Below are 24,214 nucleotides of genomic sequence, written 5' to 3'. Positions count from 1 at the left end.
GCCGGACCCGCCACCGAGTCGGCGTCCGCGCGTCAGGCTTCCGGTTCGTAGCCGATGAGCCAGCGCAGACCGTAGCGGTCGACGACCTGTCCGTCGGTCGCTCCCCATGGGCGCATCTGCAGCGGGTCGACCGCGTCACCACCGAGCGCGAGCGCTTCGTACCATTCGTGCAGGACGCCCGGCGATGCGGTTCCGAGGAGCGAGAGCAGGAGGCCGCGCACCGCGACGGGATCCTCGCCGGTCGCCGCGTCCGCTCCCCCGAGCGAGACGACACCGTCGAGCGTGCCGTGCGCGATCGCGTCGGGGTCTCCGTCCTCCCGTCCGAACTCCGCGAAGGTGTGGAGGGTGAGCGGCCCGCCGAATACGTCGGCGTAGAAGCCGAGCGCCTCGCGCGCGGTCCCGGGGAACGTGAGGTACACGAGCGGCGCTGCCATGCGCCCACGCTAGTCCGTCACACTCCCCCGCAGCGAGCGCTGACGAGAACCAGTCGAGGCGACCAGGGTCAGATGTCGATGTCAGGCAACTCGGGCGGAAGCAACAACTCACCATCGGCGAGGATGCTCTCGACGATCGTGGTCGCCCGATCGGGGAGAACGTCGCCCGGGTAGAACTCTTCGTACAACTCCCCAACCGCTACGACGGTCGACAGGGAACACAACGCGAGAAGTCGGCGGATGTCCCCCGTATCGCGCCCTGGGCGGTTCGCGCGCAGCTTCATTGCCAGCATCGCCTCCTTCGACGCGACCTCGATGACGATTCCGTCCCGGTCGTAAAGCGTCTCCCACTCGACACGACGTCCCATCGTGGGGAGCGCATCGGCCCGAGTGACGGCGAAGTTCAGCCAGTTGTCGTCCCACCCGAAGCCGGCGGCGACCCGCGCCGCCGCAGCAGCGACCGCCTCGTCCGATCCCGGATTGACGTGCAGAGAGTCGAGATCCTGCGTCGTTCCGCGATCGAAGTAGCGCAGGGCGAGAGCGGCACCACCGACGATGCGAATTCCCGCCACCTCACCCGCACTGCGTAGTTCGAGGATGAGCTCGCGAAGCCCTCGCACGAGTGCTTCGCGATCCAACGCCGTGGCCACGTCAGACGCTCTCGAATGTCTGACGCCACGCGAGTACCCCGCGGCGCAGGAACTGTTCCGGCACCTCGGACGGTGGCGGCACGGGATCCGCGGGATCGACGTCGAGCACACGCGCATCGGGCAGCTGCCGCGATTCAGCTTCGACCCAGTCGGGCGTCGGAAGTCCCTCCTCCGTGAGGCGCCACGCCACGAGCGCCGCGAGTGCCGCATCCCACACACGGTCGCCTGTCGTTTCGGGCTCCGCGAGACCGAGTACACCTCGGACGAGGCCCTGTTCCGCAATCAGATCGTCATTCAGCTGAATCAGCGCACGCAGTGCGCGCTCCTTGTCCCCGCCGGCGAGCCGTCGTCGGATTTCGGCGGCAACGGCGGCGGCATCGTCGCGACGTGTCGGAGCCGAGTAGAGCCGATGGCCCGCTCCGCCGAGCAATCGAGCAATCGTCGCGAACTCCGCATCTCGTCCTCGCTCGGCACGCGAAACGCTCGCTTGATCCGAGCGGACGCGCTCAGCCAGCTCGACCTGCGTGAGCCGCCGACTCTTTCTCGCCGCCCGGACGAGTGCCCCTGTGTCGGTCATGTGGACCTCCAATATGACGCTGAGAACATAATAGCATCGGGGCCTGTGGCCCGAGTCACCGCGATACGGCGCGTCAGGCGCGGAAGGCGCCGCGGTGAGCCGCGGCCGGGTGCGTCGCGGGCAGGAGCGGACCGGCGCCCGGGAAGAGGCGCTCGCGCAGTGTCTGCTCCTCGTACGCGGTCCGGTACCGGCCCCGGCGCTGCAGCTCCGGAACGAGCAGCTCGACGATGTCCTCGAAGGTCCCGGGCGAGAGGTACTGCACGACGTTGAACCCGTCGACGCCCGTCCGCTCGACGATCTCCTCGAGCCGGTCCGCGACCTGTTCGGGCGTGCCCACGACGTGGAACTCGTCGCTCCACGGATCGCTCAGCGAGTCGATGATCGCCTTCGCCTTGCCGCCCTGCGCCTCGGCGAACTCCTTCTCGCGCGACTCGATGTGGCCGCGCCCGGAGAAGGTGACCCCCTCGTCCCCGGCGAGCGCCGCGACGTCGATGCCGGTCCCTCCGCCGAAGTGCACGAGGTAACCGTCGAGGTCGCGGTAGCCGAAGAGGTCCTCCGCCTTCCGCCGGGCCTCCGCCTCGGTCTCGCCGAGGACGATGTTGATCGACGTGAAGGCGCGGATCGCGTCGCGCCCCCGACCGAAGCCCTCCGCGCGGTCCCGCAGGTCGCGCACATCCGCCGCGACCCGGTCGAGCGTGCGCGACGAGACGAAGACGCCTTCGGCGTGCCGCGCGGCGAGGTTCTTGCCCGAGTCGGAACTGCCCGCCTGGTAGATGACGGGGGTGCGCTGCCGGCTGGGCTCACTCAAATGCGGGCCGTCGACGGAGAAGAACCGGCCCTCGTGGTGGATCTCGTGGACCTTCGTGGGATCCGTGTAGATGCGCCGTTCACGATCGAGCACGACGGCGTCGTCGTCCCACGATCCCTCCCACAGCTTGTACGAGACGTCGAGGAACTCCTCCGCGACCTCGTACCGCACGTCGTGCGTCACCTGCTCGCGGAGCCCGAAATTGCGTGCCGCATCGGGGAGATACCCGGTGACGACGTTCCAGGCGATCCGCCCCTTCGTGAGGTGGTCGAGCGTCGACAGGCGACGCGCGTTCCCGAACGGCGGCTCGTACGTCGTCGAGGCGGTCACCGCGAAACCGAGGTCCCGCGTGACCGCGGCCATCGCGGGGACGACGAGGTAGGGATCGTTGTTGGGGATCTGGATCCCGCGCTCGACCGCCGGATCGCGGCTGCCCCGGTAGACGTCGTACGTCCCCACCACGTCGGCGATGAACATCGCGTCGAACAGGCCGCGCTCGAGCAGTCGCGCCGTCTCGGTCCAGTAGTCGATGTCCGTGTAGCGATGGCGCTGGTTCTCGGGGTGCACCCACAAGCCGTGATTGATGTGGCTGGGGGTGTTCATCTCGAAACCGTTGAGGTGGATCAGGGAGCTCACCCGGAACACGCTATCGCGGGATCGAAACGGCGGTGACGACGGTGATGGGGAGTGACGTTCACGCGCCCGGCCCGGACTCCATCCGCCAGCCCGGGCCCGCCTTGAGCTGGAGCCGGAGGGCGGAAGCCGCGGCCTTCGCCTCCTCGATGGTCGGCGCCTCCACGTCGATCGCGACGGGGAGCTCGTCACCGAAACCGGCGACGGTCACGGACGCCCGCGCGTTCATCGGCAGCGGCACGGACGCACTCGCGGACCCGGCGCCCTCCACGTGGGACCGCACGGTCTTGGCGATCATCACGAGCGCCTCTGGAGCGGTCGAGACGACGTGGGCGACGATCGTGACGGAAGGCATGCGGCCACGGTAGCCGCGGCGACGGGGCGGCCGACCGGGGTTGCGGTCGTGGCCGTCGAGGTCACGCGGGCCCTGCGGTAGCGTCGAACGATCATGACCGAGGGACCGAACGACCGCCGGATCGACGCCGCGCTGCTCGATGAGAGGCTCGTGCGCGCACTCGTCGCCGAACAGTTCCCGGAGTGGGCCGGACTCCCGATCCGCCGTCTCGAGCGCGGGGGCAACGATCACCGCATGTTCCGCTTGGGACACGAGCTCGTGGTCCGCCTCCCGAGCGCGGACGACTACGTCCCACAGGTCGCGAAGGAGCAGGCGTGGCTGCCGCGCCTGCGATCGCAGGTCCCACTCCCCATCCCCGAGGTGCGGGGCGCAGGCGCCGCGAGTGCCCACTTCCCCGCCCCGTGGTCCGTCTACGACTGGATCGACGGCACGCCGCTCGCCGCCACACGTCCCGACGACCCCGTCGTGTTCGCCGCCGATCTCGCATCGTTCCTCGTCACCCTGCGCGTGGCGGAGACGACCGACGGCCCCATCCCCGGACTCCACAGCGCGTTCCGCGGCGGCCCGGTCACGCACTGGGATGCGGAGATGCACGACATCCTCGACCTCCGACGCGAACTCGACCTCGACGACGCGACGTGGGCGCGCGGTCGCGGGTGGGCGGTGTGGAAGGCGCTCATCATGATCACGAACGAGCCAACGGAGCAGCGCGCCCTCGCCCGTCACGTGCTCGACGAGCTGGCCGCCGGGGTGTGATCGCCGCGCGTCAGCGGGCCAATCGTTCGATGATCGTCCTCGCCGGGTCGAGTTCGTAGCGCTGGAGAGAGCTCGTCGACAAGAATCCCATGTGCGGTGTGACAATGGCGCGCGGGTGCGACCGCAGCGGATCGTCGGCAGCGGGAGGTTCGCCGTCGAGGACGTCGGCGGCGTAGCGCGAGACTCGGCCTGATTCGAGCGCGTCGAGGACCGCTGCGGAATCGACGATCTCGGCGCGGGAGGCGTTCACGAGCAGTGCACCCGGCCGCAGGCGTGCCATGGCTCGCTCGCCGATGAGCCGGCGGGTGTCCGCGGTCGCGGGAAGATGCAGGGACACCACGTCGGCGACATCGAGCAGCGTGTCGAAGGCCATCAACTCGACGCCGTTCTCCGATTCCGTCACGAACGGGTCCGTTGCGACGATGCGCTCGAACAGTGGTCGGGCGAGTCTGGCCGTCTCCCGCGCGATCCGCCCGAAGCCGACGAGGCCCAGCACCAGCCGGCCGACGTCCGGCGGAGTGACGGTCAGCTCGGAGGTCCAACCGCCGCCGCGGACCACGTCCACCCCGGCCTGCAACTCCCGCAAGGAGGTGAGGATCAGCGCGAGCGTGTGCGTCGCGACCTCCCGGGTCGCAACGCCGCCGAGCCCGACGACCTCGATGCCGCGCTCCGCCGCCGCGCGCTCGTCGACCATGTCGACCCCCGTCGAGGTCGTCGCGATGAGTCGCAGGGCAGGGAGCCGATCCATCTCCGCGGCCCCGAAAGGGGCAAGGCCGATGATGGCGGCGACCGCGTTCCGCCATCCCCCGCCCGACCGCGCGGAGCCACTGCTGAGCGGGAGCGCGCCCGTCAGCACGACGACCTCGAAGCCGTTCTGCTCGAGCAGCGCGACCCCCGCCCCGGGGTCGACGTCCCCGCTCTCGGTCATGACGACGACGGGACGCTCGTCGGTCTCGGCCGTCACGCGACGGGACCCGACGGACGGCCGAGATGCGTCGGAGCGAAGAGGGCGATGCGTTGCGGGAGCACCACGACCGACGGCCCCGGTGTCGCGAGCGCCTCGGCGAGGTCGTCGGCCAGCCGCTCGACCGTCGTGGACCGCGCGTAGACGCCGAAGGACGCGGCGAGCGCCACGAAGTCCGGCATCGCGAGGGACGTCGCGGTCGCGACTCCGAAGGCACTCGTCATGTACTCCTCGAGGATGCCGTAACCGCCGTCGGCCACGATGAGCCAGGTGACGTCGAGGCCGAGCTGCACGCTCGTCCCGAGCTCCGAGATGCCGTACATCGCCCCGCCGTCACCCGAGACGGCGAGCACCGCACGCGACCGGTCTGCGAAGGCCGCCCCGACCGCCGCGGGAAACGCGTAGCCGAGGCCACCCGCTCCTTGCGCCGTGGCGAATCTCCCGTCCCTCCCGTCCCAGGCCGACCAGGCCCAGTACGCGATCATCGTCATGTCCCAGAAGCTGTCGGCGTCGTCCGGCAGCGCGTCGCGGATGGCTGCGATGATGGCCCGTTCCGCCTCGAGGCCCTGCCCGTCGAGGCGGGCCTCGACCGTCGCGTGAAGGGCGGTGATCTCTCCCCTCCGCGTCGCTCGGCGCGTCACCTCGGTCGTCGACTCGAGGGCGTCTCCCATCCGCTCGAGAGCGTCGCGCGCATCGCCGTGGAGGGCGAGGACCGGATGATTGGCTCCGAGGACGTCGAGGTCGGCGTCGATCTGGATGATGGTCCCGCGCGGGCGCAGGGTGAAGTAGTTGCTCGACAATTCACCGAGTCCGCTGCCGACGACCAGGAGGACGTCCGCGTTCTCGAGGTACTCCGTCGTGGCGATGTCCTCGAGCCAGCTGCCGGCCGCGAGGGGGTGCGACGCCGCGATGGCGTCACGACCACTGAAGGTCGAGAAGACGGGCGCGTCGATGGCCTCGGCGACGTGCTCGAGTGCGATCCGTGCTCCCGAACGCGCCGCGCCCCCGCCCGCGAGCACGACGGGTCGCGTCGCGGCATCGAGGGCGCGTGCTGCCGCGATGATCGATTCGTCGCGCGCCCGGACGGCGCGCGGTTCCGACCGGACATCGACGACGACGGGTACGGTGTCGCCGACCTCGGCCAGAAGGATGTCCTGGGGGATCTCCACGAGGACCGGACCGCACGGCGCCGTCTCCGCGAGCTCCCACGCCGACCGGATCGCCGACGGTATCTGCACGGCCGTGCGCACGGTCCAGCTGCCCTTGACAACCTGTGCGAAGACCGCCGACTGGTCGTCGAGCTCATGGAGATGCCCGTGCCTCGCCCCACCGAGTCCGCTCACGGGAACCTGTGCGGACAGTGCCAGCACGGGGATGGAGGAACCGGCCGCCTCCATGAGCGCCGGCAGAGACGTGAGCGCGCCGGGACCGGTCGACAGCAGGAGGGGCGCGACGGTGCCACCGACCCGGGCGAGGCCGTCCGCCATGAAGCCGGCGTTGTTCTCCACGCGAGCGGGCAGCAGCTCGATTCCGCCGCGCCGCAACGCGTCGAAGAGTCCGAGCGCGTGCTGTCCCGGCGTCCCGACGAGACGCTCGACCCCGAGCGCCCGCAGCGTCTCGACGGCGACGTCCCCACCCGTCCGAGCCATGGCGGGGGTCATCTCCCCTCCCCGATATCGCCGATGGCCGCGTCGAGGTCGCCCGCGGCGACCCTGACCAGCACCGCGGTGAGGACGTCGAGACCGGCGAGCATGTCGGCGTCGGAGGTGAATTCCCGCTCGTTGTGGGAGATTCCGTCGACGCTCGGAACGAAGAGCATCACGGTCGGGACGATCTCCTTCATGTTGGTCGCGTCGTGCCCCGCGACGGTGGCGGAACGGCGGTGGCTGTAGCCGAGCCTCTCCGCTTCGGCAGCGGCCAGGAGAATCCCCTCTTCGAGGAACGGACCGCTCGACCATTCGACGACACCGCGGATCTCGATGTCGACCCGAGCGCGTTCCTCGATCGCGCGCATCTCCGACCGCAGCCGATCGACCGCCGTCTCGAGGAGCGACCGGTCCGGGGAACGCACGTCCACGAGCATCCGTACCTCGCGGGCGATGGCGACGGGCGAGTTCGGGTCGAGGTACATCTCGCTGACGGCCGTGTGCAGTTCCTCGGGTTCGAAGCCGTCGATGAGTCGACGCACCGCGACGATCAGCTCCGCGGCCCCGTAGAGGGCGTCGCGCCGGTCCGCCATCCGCGCCGCACCGGTGTGCGACTGCTCTCCGCGCACGACGACCTCGAGCTTGTGGGCCGTCCATGTCGTGGCGACGAGGCCGATGGTGGTTCCCGTGTCCTCGAGCTCTCGTCCTTGCTCGACGTGGATCTCGAGGTACGCAGCCACATCCAGGGGAGCGGCCTTTCCGCGTCCACCGATCGTGTCGAGCGCATCGGCCACCGACGTTCCGGTCGGATCGGTCGTCGCGAGTGCCACCTCGAGCGGAAGCCCTCCGGTGAACACGGCACTGCCCATCATGCTGGGCTTGAACCGACTGCCCTCCTCGTTGAACCAGTCGACAACGGCGAGGTTGAAGACGGCCGGACCCTCGGCTCCAGTGGCGGCCCGAACCGCGTGGGCACCGGCGAGCACGCCGTACGCCCCGTCGAATCGCCCGGCGAGCGGCTGACTGTCGAGGTGGGAACCCACGACGACGTAAGGGGCGCCCGGGATCCGCTCGATCAGTCCGAAGATGTTGCCGATGGCGTCGACCCGGACATCGAAGCCGTTGCGCTCGAGCCAGTCGGTGAACCACGCGCGGTTCTCGCCATCGGCGGCACTCGCCGCCTGGCGTTCGACACCTCCGCCCGGAGTGGCGCCGAAAGCCGACATGGTCGCGAAGTCGTCGAGGAACGCGTCCATCGCGGCGTCAGCTCCAATCCCGCTGGAGTTCCATCGTCGAGCAGTGCAGCCCGCCACCGTTCTTCAGCATCTCTCGGAACTCGATGGGGACCACCTCGACCCCGTGGCGACTGTTGAGCAGTTCCGCCGTACGTTCGAGGTGTGCCGGCATGATGACGCGCCGCCTGTCGAGGACCAGCAGGTTCGTCGACCACTCCTCGTCGGGGTGCACGTCGACCGTCTCGATGCCGAGGTCCCACAGCGCCGACATGTAGTCGTAGGGCGCGAGTCGCGGGTTCACGAGAGCCAGGTCGTCGTCGAGCATGACGGAGCACATGTCGAGGTGGATGAGATATCCGGGAAGGCTCACACGCTGCACCTCGATGCCGAACGGTTCGAGGATGCGCGCGAGTTGACGGCCGCCTTCGGGATTGCACCGCACCGAGGAGCCGTAGAAGGCGAGGTCGCGACGCACCTTCACGAAGCTCCCGCCCTCCGCGAGCCCCGATCCCGTGACGGTTCCGAGGATCGGCATGCCCGCTGCGGCGACCGTCGCCGCGATCGACTGCTCCTCTCCGCGACGCATGCGCGGCGCGAGCCGCCCGATCACGGCACCGCCCGGAACGGTGACGAGCGGGTCGCGGGTGTAGACGGCCTTCGTGTAGTCGGCGGGCAGCTCGGGTGCGAACACGATCTCGACACCCTCCGCCTCGAGAGCCGCGACGAAGCCCTCGTACTGCTCGGCGACGGCGTCGAGGTCGGGCAGGTCTGACCCCGTCCAGTACCAGCGGCGGTCGGGGTCGACGAAGGCGTCCATGTCCGCGTCGTAGGCGTCGGTACGGACGGCGCCGAGGCCGGCACTCGGACGACGCATCAGCACGGATCGCAAGCGACTCACCTCGTCGGCGGCTCCCCAGCGTCGACCCCATGTCCCTTCCAGCTCGCCGAGCTCGTGGAATGCGGGGTACGCCTCCGGCCCCATGAGGGCGTGGAAGCGCCCGTCGGCGACCTCTTTGGTGGAATCGATGATGTTGTTCACGCGCGTGCTGTCCTTCTGGTCTCGGGGGCGGGGGCCGTGGCTCCGGCGGAGCCTGCGGCGAGTCGGGTCACGATGGACGACCGGGCGTCCCAGTGCAGGGTGACGGGCTGCTCGACGCTCACGTCGAGCGGCCGGGCAGCGTCCTCTCGTGCGATCAGCTCGGTGCCGGAGGCGGTCGTGACGATGATCTTGCGGGAGTCGCCGGCGTAGACGATTCCGCTGACGCGGCCGTCCACGCGCGAGTGCGCCTCCGGGGCGCTTCCGACGGCGGTGATCCGGACCAGGGAGGGGCGCACCATGACGGCGACGCGTCCCGATCCGACGGCGGAGCCGTCGACGAGAGACGGCGGGGAGAAGACGACGCCGTCCGCGCCGTCGAGCGTTCCGTCGTCGCGGACGGACCCGCGGAAAAGGTTCGACTCTCCGACGAAGGCGGCCGCCGTGTCGTCGACGGGACGGTGGTAGAGGTCGTCGGGGGTAGCGAATTGCACGAGCCGACCTCGATCGAGGAGGGCGATCCGATCGCTCATGGTCAGGGCCTCCTCCTGGTCGTGCGTCACGTTGACGACCGTCAGGCCCAACTCGCGACTGAGTCGGCTGATCTCGAGCTGCAGCGCATCGCGCAGGTTGCGGTCGAGGGCACCGAGGGGTTCGTCCATCAGCAGCAGCCGCGGACGGCTGACGATCGCTCGAGCAAGAGCGACGCGCTGCTGCTGCCCCCCGGAGAGTTCGGTGATCCGACGACGACCGAAGGTCGGCAGGTGCACGGCCTCGAGGGCCTCGGCGACGCGCCGACGGCGCTCGGGGCCGCGCATCCCGCGCATCCGGAGCGGGTAGGCGACGTTCTGTTCCACGTTCAGGTGAGGGAAGAGCGCGTAGTTCTGGAACACCATCCCGATGTCGCGCCGATGGACGGGCACCGAGCGCAGCTCCTGACCGTCGACGAGCAGCGAGCCCTCATCGGCGTCCGCGAATCCCGCGATGATCCGTAGGAGTGTCGTCTTGCCGGAACCCGACGCGCCCAGGAGGGTCACGAACTCGCCCGCCCGGATGTCGAGGCTCACGGCGTCGACGGCCGGCGTGTCGCCATATCGCTTGGTGATGGAACGCACGTCGAGCGCTGCGCCCGGTGCTCTGTCGGTTGCTGTCGGACTCATAATCTCGAGCTCCTTCTGGCGAGTCGGGCACGGATGGGACCGACGGCGAAAACGGCGAGTGCGATGGCGAACGTCACGACGGTGACGATGAGCGACACGGCCGACACCGAGGGCTCGACGCCCGATCGGATCTGGCTGTACATCAGCACGGGGAGAGTTTGGAAGCGCGCGTCGCTCAGGAACGTCGCCACGACGACCTCGTCCCACGACGAGACGAAGGCGAGGAGGCCTCCCACGACCGTCGCGGGGGCGAGGAGCGGGAGCGTGACCGTCGCGAGCGTCGTGAGATGTCCGGCGCCGTGAACCCTCGCGGCCTCCTCGATGCGCGGGTCCAGCGTACGCAGGAGAGCGAGGACGTTGACGAACACGTACGGCAGTCCGAGCACGCCGTGTGCGAGCGCGAGGCCGAGCACGTTCCCTGTCAGGCCGAGCCGCGCGTACACGAGGTAGAAGCCGATGGCCCCGACCACGAGCGGAACGATCATCGGCAGGACCGAGATCGCGGTGAACACCGATGCGATCGCCCCGCGGGCGCGGGCGGCGCCGAGGGCGAGCGCCGCTCCGGCGACCATCGAGAAGAGGGCCGCGAGCAGGCCGACGGCGAACGAGTTGCCGAACGCGCGCGTCCAGCGGCGGTCCCCGAGGACGTCCTCGATCCACCGCAGGGAGAAGCCCTGCGGTGGGAACGAGACGGCGGAGCCGCTCGTGAACGCGGTCGCGCAGATCACGATCGTCGGAACGACGAGCAGCACGGCGATGACGATGCCGACGATGCGGACGGTGAGTCCGGTCTTCATCGGTCGCTCCTCTCGGTTGCGAGTCCCAGCACGCGGCCGAGACCCAGGAAGCGGGCCGCCACACCCAGGATGACCACGACGATCAGGAGCAGGATCACGGCCATGGCCGATCCGACCCCGGTGTTCAGGAGAGCATTGGTCTGCTCGACGATCGACTGACCGATCACGGGGTTGCCCGCGCCGCCGAGCAACTGGGGGGTCACGTAGTAGCCGAGCGTCAGGACGAACACGAGCAGGCTGCCGGCCGCGAGACCGGGCAGCGACAGCGGGAAGGTGACGCTCCAGAAAGCACGGGTGCGTGTCGCACCCAGACCGCGGGCGGCGATCGCGAGGTCCGGCGAGATCCCACGCAGCTGGGCGAAGATCGCGAGGATGGTGAACGGGACGAGGATGTGCGTCATACCGATGAGCGTCGCCGCCGGGGTCCGGATGAGCTGTAGGGGCTCGTCGATCACTCCGAGGAACTGCAGCGCCTCGTTGACGAGGCCCGTGTCGTTGAGGATCACCTGCCACGCGTAACTGCGGACCAGAAGACTCGTCCAGAACGACAGCATGAGGGCCGTGAGGAGTATCCGCGAGACCACGCGACCCGAGCGGGCCATGGCGTAGGCGTATGGGTAGCCGATCACGGCGGAGCAGAGCGTCACACCGACGGCGAGCACCGCGGTGTTGCCGAGCGACCGGATGAACGAGGCGGACGCGAGCGCGTCGGCGAAGTTGTCGAAACCCGCGTCGAGGCTGCGTTGCACGACCACGGCGAGCGGCACGACGAGCGCGAGGAGGACGAAGAGCAGGCCGAGGAGGCCGACGCTGATCCACCAGCGCCGGCCCCCTCCCTGGTTGGTCAGGACGCGACCCACTCGGAGACCGTCTCGAGCACATCGGCCCGGTTCTCGTTCCACCACTGCCAGTCGGCGACGATCGGGGCGTCGTCGCCGTCGCCCTCGTTCGCCGTGGGAACGTCGGCCGCGGCCTCGTCACTCACCTCGGCTGCGGGGTTGCCCGGACCGTAAGTGATGTAGTCCGCGATCTCGCCGGCGTGCTCGGTGGACGTGAGGTACGCGATGAGCGCCATGGCGGCGTCGACGTTCTGGCTGCCTTCGGGGATGGCGACGTAGTCGGCCGACTGGATCTGCTGGTTCCAGGACTGCGCGATCGGCTGCCCCTCGGAGGCGGCGAGGGTGACCCGGCCGTTGTAGCAGGCACCGACCGAGGCCTCACCGGACGTGACGAGGTCGATGCACTCGGACCCGCTCGTGATGAAGATCATGTCGTCCTTGACGGGCTCCATGATCTCGAGGGCGCGGTCGATGTCGAGGGGGTAGAGCTCGTCGCGGGCGACGCCGTCGGAGATGAGGGCCGCCTCGGCGAGACCGAAGAAGCCCTCGGCCGAGTTGATCGCCCGCTTGCCCGGGAAGGCCTCGGTGTCGAAGAAGTCCGCCCAGTCCTGCGGGGCGTCGGCCTCGCTGTACGCATCCGTGTTGTACGCGACGGTGGTCGAGTAGATGAACATGGGGACGCCCTTGGCGGTGACCTCCCAGTTCCCGTCGAACGCCGCGCAGTCGACGACGTCGCAGTCGATGTCGACCAGACCGTCGTTCGCCTCGGTGAGGTCGAAGTCGAGGCCGACCTCGACGACGTCCCACGTGACGTTGCCGCTCTCGATCATCTGGAGGAGCTTCGAGTTGTCCATGGAGGGGTCGAGGATCGCGTCGACCCCGGTCTCCTCCGAGAACGGGTCGAGCCATGCGGACGTGATGCTGTCGCCGCCGGCGCCGCCGTAACCGGCGAACGTGACCTCTCCGCTGATCTCGGAGCCCGACGCGGACTCACCGGAGCCGGAGTCGGAGTCGGACGAGCAGGCCGTGAGGGCGAGGGCGGCGGCGAGGGAGGACGCCGTCACGATGACCGCTTTGCGGTGTCGGATCATGGTGGACCTTTCGGGATGTCGGGAGATGCCGGTGAGGTGCGGGTGCCGACGGTGCGGCGGACCCGACGTCGGTCGTCGGTCGTCGGTCGTCGGGTGCAACGGGACAGTGTGCCCGGTCCGCCTATCCTGATTGAGGCCGGTCCCGCCGCGGAATTGGACGAATGGCCCGATTCGCGGCGTGGGGTTGGTCATTCCTCCAACGGGACGCTCGACTTGCGGACCATTGTTTCGGAGCCGTTACACATGGTGCCCCGAAGCGTTTCCCGGAGGTTTCGAGAGCCTGCATCCCGGATGGAAAGGAGAGCGCGTGAAAGTCGGTGAACTCCTCCGCGAGCGCGGACTGTCGCTCACGGTGGCCGTGCACGGCAACCTCGACGCGCCCATCGAATGGGTTCACGCGATAGACCGGTTCCCGGCGTCCGAGTTCATCTCCGCTGGCGATGTCGCCCTGACGTCCGGCCAATGGTGGCCAGCCGTGTCGGCGGACGCCTTCGTCCGGGACCTCGCCGATGCAGGGGTGCTCGCCCTCGGCTTCGGGCTCACGAGCACGGTGACCGACCTGCCGTCCCACCTCGTCTCCGCCTGCGAGCGCGCCGGTCTCACACTGTTCCTCGTGCCCGTCGAGGTCCCGTTCGTGCGCATCATCAAGTCCTTCGTCCAGGCGCAGCGCCGGGTGTGGGAGAGACCCCTCCGGCGTCACCTCGACTACTACGAGACCTTCGTCGCGGCTCTGCGGGAGGACCGGAGCCTCGGCTCGATGCTCGAGTCGTTGTCGGCCGGCCTCGCATCGCCCATCGGTCTCGTCGCCGACCGTGAGACCTTCGGCGTGCACTCCACCGACGACATGCACTCGATACCCCTGCTGAGCGAGGGTGTGCTCGACGCCGAGCTCTTCAGCGCCGTCGAGCCCGGCTCCTTCAGCGTCGAGCAACGCGCCGTGCTGTCCGTCGGCGTTCCCTTCATCGCCCTCGAGATCGAGCGGATCCGCTCGGTGCGGCGAGCGGTCGACGGCTACACGCGCGAGTTGTTCACGTGGCTGCGCAGCGGCGAGCAGGACGAGGTGTCGGTGCTCGCGCGGCTTCGATCCCTCGGGGTCGAGGAGGCCGAGGGGCTGGCCGTCGTGGCGATCTGGAACCCGGACCCGGAGGCGGTCCTCCTCGCGACGCGCCGCGCCGCCGGCCAGCGTGTGGCCGCGGCCCCTTTCGACGACGCCGTCCTCGTCTGCGTCTCCGGCGAGGACGTCGTCGACCGCCTGGTTCGCGGGCTCCCTCGGACAGCGTCGGCGGGAGTCGGATCCGCCGGCGGTCCCGGCCGTCTGCGTCTGTCCCTGATCCAGGCGGAGCACGCGCTGGGGGTAGCGCGGCGATCGGGACCGGGTAGCGTCGTCGGCGCCGACGAGCTCAACAGCCCGTCGACGGTGCTGTACTCGCAAGCGTCCGCACTCATGCGGGAGACGGCCACGGCCCTGCTCGCGCCACTCCGGGACTACGACACGGCGCGCGGCGGTCAGCTGATGCAGACGCTCGAGGTGTTCCTCCGGACGGGCGGACGGTGGAGCGTCGCTGCGAGCGAGCTCTACATCCACCCGAACACGCTGAGGCATCGCGTACAGGTCATCGAGCAGATCACGGGCAGGAGCCTCGACTCCACCCGCGACCGCACCGATTTCGACATCGCGATCGAACTCGCGGGTCAGAGCGGGTTGTGACGGGCGACGCTTTCAGAGAGTGCGTGCGAAGACGACGCTCGCGGCGAGGGCCGCGTCGTCGTCGCCCACCTCGAACTCGAGAGTGGCCGAACGGATTCCGGGCATCACGCGTAGTTGGTCCACAAGGCCGCTGACACCCGGCGAGGTCGCGAGGAGCGGCGTCCGCGTCGGCTCCGCGAGATGCACCAGAGTGATGACGTCCGCGAACCGCTGCAGGGAGGCGATCGGGTCGAGTTCCTCGTAGGCGAGATGGTAGACGTCGGCGACGAGGCCGACGCGATCGTCGTCGATCATCGACCGCAGCACGTCCGCATCGGCCAGCGAGTTCATGAGGAAGCTCTCCTCACGGCGGAGTCCCTCGAGCGCGAGGGACACCTCCGCCGGTGCATCGGCGAGGACCTCGGAGATGGAGTCCGCAGCGCGCTCGATGCCGCGCATCCGCGTCTCGTCGAGCGTCCAGGCGACCTTCCGACAGGCCGGGAGCGTGACGAGCTGGGACGCGCCGAGCTCGTGGGCGAGCTCGAGGGAGCCGAGCAGGTACCGCTGCGCCCGTCGGCGCGAATCGGCGTCGGGAGAGCCGAGCTCGTCTTCGCTGTTCCACGCCCAGCAGAGCGACGGAACGCTCAACTCCGCCTCGGTGAGCTCGTGCTTCAGACGATCGACGTCGACGCCGGGGGTCGCGTCCAGTTCGATCGCGTCGAATCCCGCGGCGCGGGCTCGGCGGAGAGCGGTGGGACGGTCCCCGAGGACCCATTCGCTCGCGCTGATCAGCATCGTGTCTCCTCGCCTGTGTTGCATCGTCCGTGCGCTGAAATCTTTACGAGTGTTCAGATTACGAGTACGCTCGGCGGTACGTCAACACCACTGATCGCCCTGCTCGAGGAGACCCATGCACACCCCGGAACCCGCCGACCTGCTCATCGTCGGAAGCGGCCTGATGGGCGCGGCGGTCGCCCGATGTGTGCGCGAACAACGGCCGGATGCGCGGATCGTGATGATCGCGGGCGGGCCGAACGTCGGTCCCATTGCCGGTCAGCACCTGCACGACGTCACGGATCCGGACGTGTGGGATCAGTACAACAAGCGGGTCGCCTCCGGGGTCCAAGCCTTCTACACCGGCGTCGCGCCGACCGCCGAGACTGGCGCCACAATGCGGGGAGTGACGCCCGGGATGTACCACCTCTCGTCTCTCGGCGAGGCGGCCGACGAGATGCCGAGCGCCTCCGTCGCCTGGAACGCCGGCGGCATGGGCATCCACTGGACTGCCGCAACACCGTTCCCGTGGGGCAGCGAGATCAACCCCCACATCGCGCCCGACGAGTGGGAACAGGACCTGAACCGGGCCGCCCAGCTACTCAGGGTGAACCCTGAGGCGTACCCGCAGACCGAGGCGGGTGCGGCCGTGGTGCGCGCCCTCGCCGCGCACTTCGACCCGCGCTCGGCACCAGGTCGCGGTGTGCAGGACATGCCGATGGCCGTCAACGCCGACGAGACCGGTCTCAAGATCCGGACGAGTCCCTTCGTCATCTTCCCTCCGATCGGCGCACCCGGGATCGACGGACGGTTCACGCTTGTCCCCGACACGATCGCGACGTCGATCCTTCACGAGAACGGCCGTGCCATCGGCGCGGAGTGCCGCGACATCGAGACGGGCGCGCTGTCTACAGTCCACGCCCGTCAGGTCGTGGTGTGTGCCGACACGGTCCGCACACCACAGCTCCTGTTCGCTTCGGGAATCCGGCCCGACGCCCTCGGCCGCTACCTCAATGAGCACTTCTTCCTCACCGGGATCGTCGACGCGGCACCCGATCGGCTCGGTTTCGACCTGACGACCCTCGAGCCGCCGACCGACCACGAGTGGGCGTCCGACTGCCTCTGGGTCCCTCACAGCGACGCGGAACAGCCGTTCCAAGTGCACCTCATGAATAAGGTCGTCGTCGACGACGAGAAGCGCCCGGTCGGCTACGGCGTCGGCATCGAGTACTACATCCGGACGGAGATCCAACGTGACAATCGGCTCGAGTTCTCCGACGACGAGGTCGACGCCACCGGGATGCCCCGGATCACCGTGCACTTCCGGTACTCCGATGCCGACCGCGCGAACCTCGAGCTCGCACGCGCCGACCAGGCGGCGGCAGCCCGACTCCTCGGCGACTTCGATCCGGAGACGCAGTCGGCGGTACTCGGCGCCGGCGGCTCCCTGCACCTCACGGGCACCGTGAGGATGGGGCGCGTCGACGACGGCACGAGCGTCTGCGATCTCGATTGCCGCGTCTGGGGGTTCGACAACCTGTTCGTCGCGGGGAACGGCGTCATCCCCACCGCCCTCGTGTGCAACTCGACACTCACGGGCATGACGACGGCGGTGCGCGCGGCGGCCGCCGTGGTGCGGGCGCTCGCATGACGAACGGCTCGCGTGGCCCCTATAAGTCCGGCGTCGAGTCCCGCCGGCGCCTCGTCGAGACGGCGATCCACGTCTTCGGGGAGCGCGGATACCGTGGCGGCTCGCTCCGGATGATCGCCGAGGCCGTCGACGCGCCCGCATCGCAGATCATCAATCTCTTCGGCAGCAAGGACGGCCTGCTCGTGGCGGTCCTCGACCGATGGGATGCGCTTCAGGTCGAGAACACGGAGTTGTCCGGGCTCCCCTACGTCGACGCCCTCCGCGCACGCATACGGTACAGCCACGAGAACCCCGCCTGGGTCGAATTCCTCATCACTCTGAGTGCCGAGGCGACGGCGCCCGGCCACCCGGCGCACGACTATTTCGTCGACCGGTACCGGCACATCACCGACCGCCTCCAGGAGGAGATCGCCCGGGCCGCCGAGACCGGTCAGATCTCGGCGTTGACCGGCCCCGAGGCCCGCGCCGAGGCCCACCGCCTCAGCGCCATGATGGACGGCCTCCAGTTGCAGTGGCTGCTCGACCGCGAGTTCGACCTCGTCGCCGCTTTCGACGGGTATCTCGATGCGCTCATCGCCCGTTGGCGCGGCGCCTGAGCGCCGACTCGCAAAACGGCATCACGTCTCTTCCGCACTCCACCCACCCCTCAGTCAGAAAGGTCCGTTATGGCCGTCGAAATCGGAATTCAGCTCTACTCGGTGCGCGACTCTCTCGCCGCCGACCCCGAAGGAACACTGAACGCGCTCGCCGACCTCGGCCTCACCCGCTTCGAAGGAGCCAACCATCGAGCGCTCACCGAGGACGGCATCGGTTTCGGCATCCCTGCCGATTTTCTCGCCAACCTCATGCGCGACCGCGGGGTGTCGATCATCGGTTGCCAGATCAATCCGCTGGATCTCGACCGGCTCCCGCAGGTCCTCGATTTCCAGGAGAGGATCGGCAACACCCGTATCGGTTGCGACCTCGAGTTCTACCCGTTCGGCGACGTCGACTACGTGAAGAGACGAGCGGAGTTCTTCAATGAGATCGGTCGAGTGAGCGCCGAACGCGGCATCGAGTTCTTCTACCACAACCACTTCCAGGAGTTCCAGCGCTTCGGCGATCGCACGGTCTACGACCTGCTCCTCGAGAACACGGACCCGGAACTCGTGAAGTTCGAGCTTGACACCTACTGGGCCTACCGCGGAGGCGCCGACCCTCTCCGGCTGTTCCGCGAGAACCCCGACCGGTTCATCATGATCCATCAGAAGGACTTCCCGTCCGGCCATGCACAGCCGCTGAATCTCTTCGACGGCGTCCTCGCCCCCGACGCGACGATCACCATGACGGAGTTCGACCAGGTCGTGACGCCTGACACGTTCACGGAGGTCGGAACCGGAATCCTTCCGATCCAGGAGATCATCGACGCCGTCGACGGGCTTCCGAACTTCCGATACGTGCTGATCGAACAGGACTACGCCCCGGGCGCTGAACTCGATTCCGTCGCGATCAGTTGCGAGGCGTTCAAGGGGTACTCGAACGTCTCCTGGTGAGCCGTCACTCGGGGAGCGGCACTCCCCCGGTCTGGCGCTCGGGACAGTACTGCGCGCCGCCCTTCGAGCCCGGGACGTCGAGGACCGTGCCGCCGCAGTCCGGGCACGGCTCGCCGGTCCGGCCGTGCACGGCCATCGCGGCGACCTTCGCTGCCTTGAGTTCGGCGGGAGGCACGTCGCGACGGGCTTCGACGGCGGAGCCGAGCACGTCGCGGATGGCCGCGTAGAGAGCCTCGCGTTCCTCCTCGTCGAGAGCGACCGCCTGCACGAGCGGCGACAACCGCGCCGCGAACAGGATCTCGTCCGAGTAGGCGTTGCCGATACCGGCGAGCGACTCCTGCTCCTGAAGCAGCGCCTTGAGCCGCTTGCGGCGGCCGACGACGATGCGGGCGAGCACTGCGGGCGTGAAGGCGTCGGACAACGGATCAGGGCCGAGCTTCGCGATCGCCGGCACGGTCGTCTCGTCGTCCACGACCGAGAGACCGAGGGAGAGCCAGTCGCCCGTATCCGTGACGGCGAGCTCCGCTCCGTCGTCGAAGAGGACGCGCGCGATGACGGGCGGCGCGTCGGGGCTGGAGGCGGCCGGGTCCTCGGGGCCGTCGGACCAGCGCGCCCAGCCGGCCCGGCCGAAACTCAGGAGCAGCAAGGGACCGTCGGTGTCGAGCACGAGGTGCTTCCCGAATCGACGGACGCCCGACACGGTGCGACCCTCGAGTTCCCGGAGCGGCCGTTCGCGCGTCTTGAGCGCACGGAACTCGACGAGGTCGACGGACGCGATGCGCCGCCCCACCGCGTGAGAGCGCAGGAAGGCGCCAAGCGCGTCAACCTCGGGAGACTCGGGCATGGCCTCATCCTGCCACCGGGCGATTCGCTTCTCGACCCGTGGAACGACGTGCGGCGTCGCGACGATGGTCTCGCCCGTCCCGTCGCCCTACACGGAGTCGGCGTGTGCAACCAAGCGGTCGAAGAGCTCGTCGAGTTCGGGGTCGACCTGCTGGAGCTCCGGGTGGGCGTCGTAGTGGGCCAGAATCCGGCGGGCACCCTCGTCGAAGGTGATCGTCGTGCCGAACTCCGGCGACAACTCGCGCACCCTCGTCGCGTCGAACACGACCGAGTGGGCCTTGTCGCCCAGCAGACCGGGGCCGAGGTCTGGCGCCGCCGTCGCGATCGTGTCGCTCGCGACGTGGACGAGGCTGGGGGCGTCCACCCCCGCCGCTTCGGCGAGCCAGCGGTAGATCTGATCCCACGTGGGCGCATGTGAGCCGGTGATCGTGAACGCCTCGCCGATCGCCGCGGGGTTGCCGAGGAGCCCCGTGAAGCCGACCGCGAAATCGTCGCTGTGGGTGAGCGTCCACAGGCTGCTGCCGTCGCCGTGCACGACGACGGGCCGGCCGGCGCGCATTCGCGCGATATCGGTCCAGCCGCCGAGCGTCGGCAGCAGCGTGTCGTCATAGGTGTGCGACGGACGCACGATGGTGACGGGCAGCTCGCGATCCCGGTGGGCCGCGACCAGCAGGTCTTCGCACGCGATCTTGTCCCGCGAATACTGCCAGAACGGGTTCCGCAGCGGAGTGGACTCGGTGATCGGCAGGCGACGCGGCGGCTTCTCGTAGGCCGAGGCCGAGCTGATGAAGATGTACTGACCGGCGCTCCCGCCGACCGTCGCGAGGGCCGTCTCGACGTGCGCGGGCACGAAAGAGAGGAAGTCGGCCACGACATCGAACGGGCGCTCTCCGACGACTGCGGCGACGGCGTCCGCGTCTCGCACATCGGCCCGGAGTTCGCGCACTCCTTCGGGAAGAGGACGGGTGCTCCGTCCGCGATTCAGGACCGACACGTCATGCCCGGCGGCCACCGCCGCGCGGACGCACGCGGTGCTGATCACGCCGGATCCGCCGATGAACAGGATGCGTCGTCGCAGAGTCATGCGATCGACCATAGCCGCGCCGACCACCCCGGACCAAGGGCCTCGACATGCATATGACGTGGCCCGGCAGACACAAGACGATCCGAATCGACAGGGCACGGCAGACAGCCGTTGACTCTCATCGGCACTGCGGAGACGGAGGGATTTGAACCCTCGGTCCCCATAAGGGGACTCCACCTTAGCAGGGTGGTGCACTCGGCCGGACTATGCGACGTCTCCATGTGCGACGGTCGAGCCGACGCACGGCCTCCAGCATAACGGACGCGCGGTGCACGCCCAACCACGGGAGTCCGGTCAGTTCTTGACGACGCAGCTCTCCTGCGCGGCCGACTGGCCCACGAGGCCGTCGATGACTCCCGACGCCGGGGGCGACGTCGTCGCTCCCGCGGACGGGGTCGTCGACGGGTCGGCCGACGGAGACGTGGACGGCGGCGTCTCGGTCTCCGGGTCGGCAGGCTCCTCTGTGCTCGTGTCCTCGACGCCGACGCGACGCGCATCGGGATCGGAGGAGAAGGACGCATCGGCGGCGATCGCCGCCATGAGCTGATCGGCCGTCTCCTTCTGAGGGACCACGCGGTTGGGATCGGACGGCGCCTCCCCCACCGGGTACTGCACGAGCTGGATGTTCTCCAGGTCGAGGTTCCTCACCGTGAGCGCCATCGAGATCATCGCGTTGATGTTCGCGAGGTTGCTCGAGAGCGACAGGCTCTCGGCGGCGACCTTCGCGATGCCGTAGAGCTTCGTGACGTCGCCCAGAGTGCCGTCGCTCTTGAGCTTCTTCACGAGCGACGACATGTACGTCTGCTGCAGCGCGATCCGCGAGAGGTCGCTGCCGTCGCCGACCGCCTTGCGGGTGCGCAGGAACTGCAGGGCCTGCTCGCCCTGGATAGTGCTGACGCCCTCATCGAGGTCGAGCCCCGAGAACCGGTCCTTGATGGGGTCGGCGAGGCAGACCTCGACGCCGCCGAGGGCGTTCGTCAACTGGATGACCGAGGCGAACGAGAACTGGGCCGCGTAGTCCACTTCGAGGCCCGTGAGCTCCTCGATGGTCTTCGCCGCACACCCGAGGCCGCCCTTCTCGCCGCCCTTCGCGAATGCCGTGTTGATCATGGCGGAGTACTGTTCAGCGTGCACCTCGCCCGTGTCCGGATCCGTGCACTCGGGGATCGGCACGAGCATGTCGCGCGGGAAACTCACGACGACGGCGCTCTGGTGGTCCGCCGCCACGTGCACGAGCATGTTGACGTCGTTGAGCGTGACATCGCGCTTGCCGTACGCGGAGGTGTTCTGGTTGGCGGAGTTGTCGGCGCCGATGACGAGCATGTTGAAGCCGCCCTCGAGTTCGCCGATCCCCGAGGGTGCGTCGGCGGTGTCCCCGCCCTGGCCGATGTCGACGGCGTTGCTCGCGATGCCGGCGCCGATCTCCCATGCCGCATAGGCGGCGACGGCCGCTCCGCTCACGAGCACGACGGCGAGGGTGAACGCGACGCCCCGGAGGACGGCGGCGACGGGACCCCGACGGCGCCCGCGAGCGTGTCGCGTCAGGGTCGGCTCGGGATTTCGGGTCGAACGGGCCATTCGTCGAGTTTAGGGGCCGTGCGCGCCGAGGCAGGTGAAGGCCCGCTCGACCTCAGTTATTGCCCTTCGAACACGTCCGGTCGTCCGCCGTCTGACCCTCGATCGAGTCGGGGAGTTCGACCGCCTCGTCGGCGGCGGGAGGCGGAGTGGTCGAGGGAGCACTCGCGTCCGCCGGCGGCGTGGTCTCCGGGGTCTCGGGCTCCACGGGGGTCTCCGTCTCGGCCGGGGCGTTCGGGTCGGTGACCGACCCCACTCCGGTCGTGCCCGTGATGCTCAACTTCTTGTCCGCCTTGATCGCGTCGAAGAGCTGCTCGGCGGCCGAATCGAGGGGCAGGACGCCCTGCTGTCCGCCGCTCGAGCCGTACGCGTTCGGGTACTGGAGGAAGGCGATCTGGTCGAGCGGGATGTCCTTGAGGGCCATCGCGACGGAGACCATCGTGTTGAGGTTCGCGAGGTTCGTCGAGAGCTGCATGTTGCCCGCGGCCGCCTTCGCGATGCCGAAGAGCTTCGTCGGGTCGCCGAGCGTCTCGGAGCTCTGCAGCGTGCGGACGAGGGACGACAGGAAGACCTGCTGGTTGCTGATCCGACCGAGGTCCGAACCGTCCCCGACTCCGTGCCGGGTGCGGAGGAACTGCAACGCCTCTTTGCCCTGCAGGGTGTGCGTGCCCGCGGCGAGGTAGGTCTGGGTGTAGTCGTCCTCGATCGGCTCGGCCACGCAGACCTCGACGCCGCCGACGGCGTTGGAGAGCGCGATGACGCCGTTGAACTGAACCTCGGCGGCGAAGGGGATCCGCAGGCCGGTGAGCGACTCGACCGTGAGAACGGTGCACGCGAGCCCGCCGTAGGAGAGCGTCGTGTTGATCTTCTGCGACGACATCGCGTCGAACGTGCCGCTGCCGTCAGGCTTCGGGCACTCGGGGATGGGGACGAAGAGATCCCGCGGGAAGGAGACGACGACGGCGCTCGTGTGGTCCTCGGAGATGTGGAGGAGCATCGTCACGTCGTTGAGGACGCCGGTCTCCTTGGAGGGGTCGCCGTACTCGGTCCCCTGGCCCTGCCGACTGTCGCTTCCCACGAGGAGCAGGTTCACGCCGCCCTCGATCGCGTCGATGCTCGGGATGTTCGGGTCCTGGCCGGCGAGGGTGACGGCGGGCTTCACGCTCGACACGACGTCCCAGAGCGCGTAGGCCGCGACGGTGCCGCCGCTCACGAGCAGCACGGCGAGGGCTCCGGCGACGAAGCGCAGGCCCGTCGCGAAGGGGTTGTGGCGCCGACGCCGCGCGTGTCGGCTGATGCTCGGGTCGGTGGCGACGCGGCGTGAGGACCGGGGGGTTTCGCTCACAAGGGTGCCTTTCAGGTCGCGCGACGGACGCGGGGTCGGGGGTGGAGAAGCGGGGGCTTCTGACGTCGTCGTCTCCGATGCGCTGGCCACGCGGTGCCGGGCGCCTCGCGTGCAGGGGTGGGCGGCGATCCGTCATCCGCGTCGCGGCGGCATGTCCCGTGGCCGGTGAATCTGTGGCGGAGGGCGTGGGATTCGAACCCACGAGACATTTCTGCCCACTGGTTTTCAAGACCAGCTCCATCGGCCGCTCGGACAGCCCTCCCGGAGAACGATCGTGCGGGCACGACCGGAGACCGAGTGTATCCGATGCGGTTCCCGCGATTCTGCCAGTGCGTTCTGGGAACGTGCTGGAACAGCCCCCGATCTGGGGGTGAATCGAGTCACTACCGCGCGATCAGATGCTCCCGCTCGGGGTGCTCGTCGAACCAGTCGGCGACGTACCAGCACATCGGGATCACGGTGCGTCCAGCCTTCTCCGCGTCGTCGACGGCGAAGGCCGTGAGCTCACCTGCGTAACCGTTGCCCCGGAACGGCGAGTTCGTGAAGGCCCGGGTGAACGCGACGGTGCGGCCGTCGTCGTTGTAATCGAGCGCACTCACGATGACGCCGTCGCGCCGCATGGTGTATCGGGAAGCGTCGCGTTCGTTCGCGAACTCGGTCGTGGCCATCCCCCTATTGTGCGCCCGTGCGAGCGGGTGCGGTCCACCTGCGACCCGCGGAGTCGCTCACTCGGTCGCTGAGT

24 protein-coding genes and 2 tRNA genes are annotated in these 24,214 nt (G+C 69.0%); 5 read left to right on the top strand and 21 right to left on the bottom strand.

The features are described from left to right. Positions 1 to 32: 32 nt before the first annotated feature. From ELQ90_RS02900 to ELQ90_RS02880, 5 genes are all read right to left on the bottom strand, one after another. A complete protein-coding gene (locus ELQ90_RS02900) occupies positions 33 to 434 on the bottom strand; it encodes a VOC family protein (protein ID WP_128493745.1) in 402 nt (133 codons plus the stop codon). Positions 435 to 502: 68 nt separating this feature from the next. Next, positions 503 to 1,084, bottom strand: coding sequence for a hypothetical protein (locus tag ELQ90_RS02895; protein WP_128493744.1), 582 nt, complete (start codon positions 1,082 to 1,084; stop codon positions 503 to 505). A 1-nt stretch (position 1,085) separates the two neighbouring features. Further along, positions 1,086 to 1,661: a helix-turn-helix domain-containing protein gene (locus tag ELQ90_RS02890; RefSeq protein ID WP_128493743.1), complete on the bottom strand. Its 576-nt coding sequence runs from the start codon at positions 1,659 to 1,661 to the stop codon at positions 1,086 to 1,088. Positions 1,662 to 1,734: 73 nt separating this feature from the next. Next, positions 1,735 to 3,105: an LLM class flavin-dependent oxidoreductase gene (locus ELQ90_RS02885; RefSeq protein WP_128493742.1), complete on the bottom strand. Its 1,371-nt coding sequence runs from the start codon at positions 3,103 to 3,105 to the stop codon at positions 1,735 to 1,737. A gap of 58 nt (positions 3,106 to 3,163) precedes the next feature. Beyond that, positions 3,164 to 3,457 carry a hypothetical protein gene (locus tag ELQ90_RS02880; protein ID WP_128493741.1) on the bottom strand — a complete coding sequence of 98 codons (294 nt, stop codon included), beginning with the start codon at positions 3,455 to 3,457 and terminating at the stop codon, positions 3,164 to 3,166. A gap of 93 nt (positions 3,458 to 3,550) precedes the next feature. On the opposite strand from ELQ90_RS02880, the gene ELQ90_RS02875 reads away from it, so the two are divergent. Next, on the top strand, positions 3,551 to 4,213 hold the full coding sequence (locus tag ELQ90_RS02875) for a phosphotransferase (RefSeq protein ID WP_128493740.1): 663 nt from the start codon (positions 3,551 to 3,553) through the stop codon (positions 4,211 to 4,213). Between the two features lie 10 nt (positions 4,214 to 4,223). On the opposite strand, the gene ELQ90_RS02870 is transcribed toward ELQ90_RS02875, so the two are convergent. The 8 genes from ELQ90_RS02870 to ELQ90_RS02835 are packed head-to-tail and all read right to left on the bottom strand — an operon-like array spanning position 4,224 to position 12,981. Then, entirely contained in the window at positions 4,224 to 5,177 is a 954-nt protein-coding gene (locus ELQ90_RS02870; protein ID WP_128493739.1) for an NAD(P)-dependent oxidoreductase, read from the bottom strand. Further along, positions 5,174 to 6,838 carry a thiamine pyrophosphate-binding protein gene (locus ELQ90_RS02865; RefSeq protein WP_128493738.1) on the bottom strand — a complete coding sequence of 555 codons (1,665 nt, stop codon included), beginning with the start codon at positions 6,836 to 6,838 and terminating at the stop codon, positions 5,174 to 5,176. The genes ELQ90_RS02870 and ELQ90_RS02865 overlap by 4 nt, the downstream gene beginning before the upstream one ends. Next, positions 6,835 to 8,079 (bottom strand): M20 family metallo-hydrolase, encoded by a 1,245-nt coding sequence (locus tag ELQ90_RS02860; protein WP_128493737.1) that lies wholly within the window; start codon positions 8,077 to 8,079, stop codon positions 6,835 to 6,837. Before ELQ90_RS02860 ends, ELQ90_RS02865 begins: the two co-directional genes overlap by 4 nt. Before the next feature lie 7 nt (positions 8,080 to 8,086). Beyond that, positions 8,087 to 9,097 carry a dimethylarginine dimethylaminohydrolase family protein gene (locus tag ELQ90_RS02855; RefSeq protein WP_128493736.1) on the bottom strand — a complete coding sequence of 337 codons (1,011 nt, stop codon included), beginning with the start codon at positions 9,095 to 9,097 and terminating at the stop codon, positions 8,087 to 8,089. After that, positions 9,094 to 10,254 (bottom strand): ABC transporter ATP-binding protein, encoded by a 1,161-nt coding sequence (locus ELQ90_RS02850; protein WP_128493735.1) that lies wholly within the window; start codon positions 10,252 to 10,254, stop codon positions 9,094 to 9,096. Before ELQ90_RS02850 ends, ELQ90_RS02855 begins: the two co-directional genes overlap by 4 nt. Continuing rightward, positions 10,251 to 11,051 (bottom strand): ABC transporter permease, encoded by an 801-nt coding sequence (locus ELQ90_RS02845; protein ID WP_128493734.1) that lies wholly within the window; start codon positions 11,049 to 11,051, stop codon positions 10,251 to 10,253. The genes ELQ90_RS02850 and ELQ90_RS02845 overlap by 4 nt, the downstream gene beginning before the upstream one ends. Beyond that, positions 11,048 to 11,911: an ABC transporter permease gene (locus ELQ90_RS02840; RefSeq protein ID WP_128493733.1), complete on the bottom strand. Its 864-nt coding sequence runs from the start codon at positions 11,909 to 11,911 to the stop codon at positions 11,048 to 11,050. The genes ELQ90_RS02845 and ELQ90_RS02840 overlap by 4 nt, the downstream gene beginning before the upstream one ends. Continuing rightward, positions 11,896 to 12,981 carry an extracellular solute-binding protein gene (locus tag ELQ90_RS02835; protein ID WP_166408783.1) on the bottom strand — a complete coding sequence of 362 codons (1,086 nt, stop codon included), beginning with the start codon at positions 12,979 to 12,981 and terminating at the stop codon, positions 11,896 to 11,898. The genes ELQ90_RS02840 and ELQ90_RS02835 overlap by 16 nt, the downstream gene beginning before the upstream one ends. 307 nt (positions 12,982 to 13,288) lie before the next feature. Here ELQ90_RS02835 and ELQ90_RS02830 point away from each other — a divergent pair, with 307 nt between their 5' ends. Further along, the gene (locus ELQ90_RS02830; RefSeq protein ID WP_166408781.1) at positions 13,289 to 14,689 is read left to right on the top strand and encodes a PucR family transcriptional regulator; all 1,401 of its coding nucleotides are present in this window, start codon (positions 13,289 to 13,291) and stop codon (positions 14,687 to 14,689) included. Between the two features lie 12 nt (positions 14,690 to 14,701). Here the strand turns inward: ELQ90_RS02830 and ELQ90_RS02825 are convergent, their stop codons facing one another. Next, positions 14,702 to 15,463, bottom strand: coding sequence for a sugar phosphate isomerase/epimerase family protein (locus tag ELQ90_RS02825; RefSeq protein ID WP_166408779.1), 762 nt, complete (start codon positions 15,461 to 15,463; stop codon positions 14,702 to 14,704). A gap of 115 nt (positions 15,464 to 15,578) precedes the next feature. On the opposite strand from ELQ90_RS02825, the gene ELQ90_RS02820 reads away from it, so the two are divergent. The 3 genes from ELQ90_RS02820 (at position 15,579) to ELQ90_RS02810 (ending at position 18,625) form a co-directional block, all read left to right on the top strand. Further along, a complete protein-coding gene (locus ELQ90_RS02820; RefSeq protein WP_128493729.1) occupies positions 15,579 to 17,093 on the top strand; it encodes a GMC oxidoreductase in 1,515 nt (504 codons plus the stop codon). Continuing rightward, positions 17,090 to 17,689, top strand: coding sequence for a TetR/AcrR family transcriptional regulator (locus ELQ90_RS02815; RefSeq protein ID WP_128493728.1), 600 nt, complete (start codon positions 17,090 to 17,092; stop codon positions 17,687 to 17,689). The genes ELQ90_RS02820 and ELQ90_RS02815 overlap by 4 nt, the downstream gene beginning before the upstream one ends. A 69-nt stretch (positions 17,690 to 17,758) precedes the next feature. Continuing rightward, a complete protein-coding gene (locus tag ELQ90_RS02810; protein WP_128493727.1) occupies positions 17,759 to 18,625 on the top strand; it encodes a sugar phosphate isomerase/epimerase family protein in 867 nt (288 codons plus the stop codon). Positions 18,626 to 18,629: 4 nt separating this feature from the next. Here the strand turns inward: ELQ90_RS02810 and ELQ90_RS02805 are convergent, their stop codons facing one another. From ELQ90_RS02805 to ELQ90_RS02775, 7 genes are all read right to left on the bottom strand, one after another. After that, a complete protein-coding gene (locus tag ELQ90_RS02805) occupies positions 18,630 to 19,469 on the bottom strand; it encodes a DNA-formamidopyrimidine glycosylase family protein (RefSeq protein ID WP_128493726.1) in 840 nt (279 codons plus the stop codon). A gap of 87 nt (positions 19,470 to 19,556) precedes the next feature. Next, positions 19,557 to 20,552 (bottom strand): SDR family oxidoreductase, encoded by a 996-nt coding sequence (locus ELQ90_RS02800; protein ID WP_128493725.1) that lies wholly within the window; start codon positions 20,550 to 20,552, stop codon positions 19,557 to 19,559. 130 nt (positions 20,553 to 20,682) lie between these two features. Then, positions 20,683 to 20,771: transfer RNA gene (locus ELQ90_RS02795), tRNA-Ser, on the bottom strand. Positions 20,772 to 20,846: 75 nt separating this feature from the next. Next, entirely contained in the window at positions 20,847 to 22,130 is a 1,284-nt protein-coding gene (locus ELQ90_RS02790) for an LCP family protein (protein ID WP_128493724.1), read from the bottom strand. A 52-nt stretch (positions 22,131 to 22,182) separates the two neighbouring features. Next, on the bottom strand, positions 22,183 to 23,472 hold the full coding sequence (locus ELQ90_RS02785) for an LCP family protein (protein WP_128493723.1): 1,290 nt from the start codon (positions 23,470 to 23,472) through the stop codon (positions 22,183 to 22,185). Between the two features lie 174 nt (positions 23,473 to 23,646). Continuing rightward, a tRNA-Ser gene (locus tag ELQ90_RS02780) sits at positions 23,647 to 23,734 on the bottom strand. A 121-nt stretch (positions 23,735 to 23,855) separates the two neighbouring features. Beyond that, positions 23,856 to 24,140 (bottom strand): GNAT family N-acetyltransferase, encoded by a 285-nt coding sequence (locus tag ELQ90_RS02775; RefSeq protein ID WP_128493722.1) that lies wholly within the window; start codon positions 24,138 to 24,140, stop codon positions 23,856 to 23,858. Positions 24,141 to 24,214: the final 74 nt, after the last annotated feature.

The sequence above is a fragment of the Labedella phragmitis genome (assembly GCF_004078635.1).
GTDB classification, from domain to species: Bacteria; Actinomycetota; Actinomycetes; order Actinomycetales; family Microbacteriaceae; genus Labedella; species Labedella phragmitis.
This window is presented reverse-complemented; position numbering and strand designations above follow the sequence as displayed.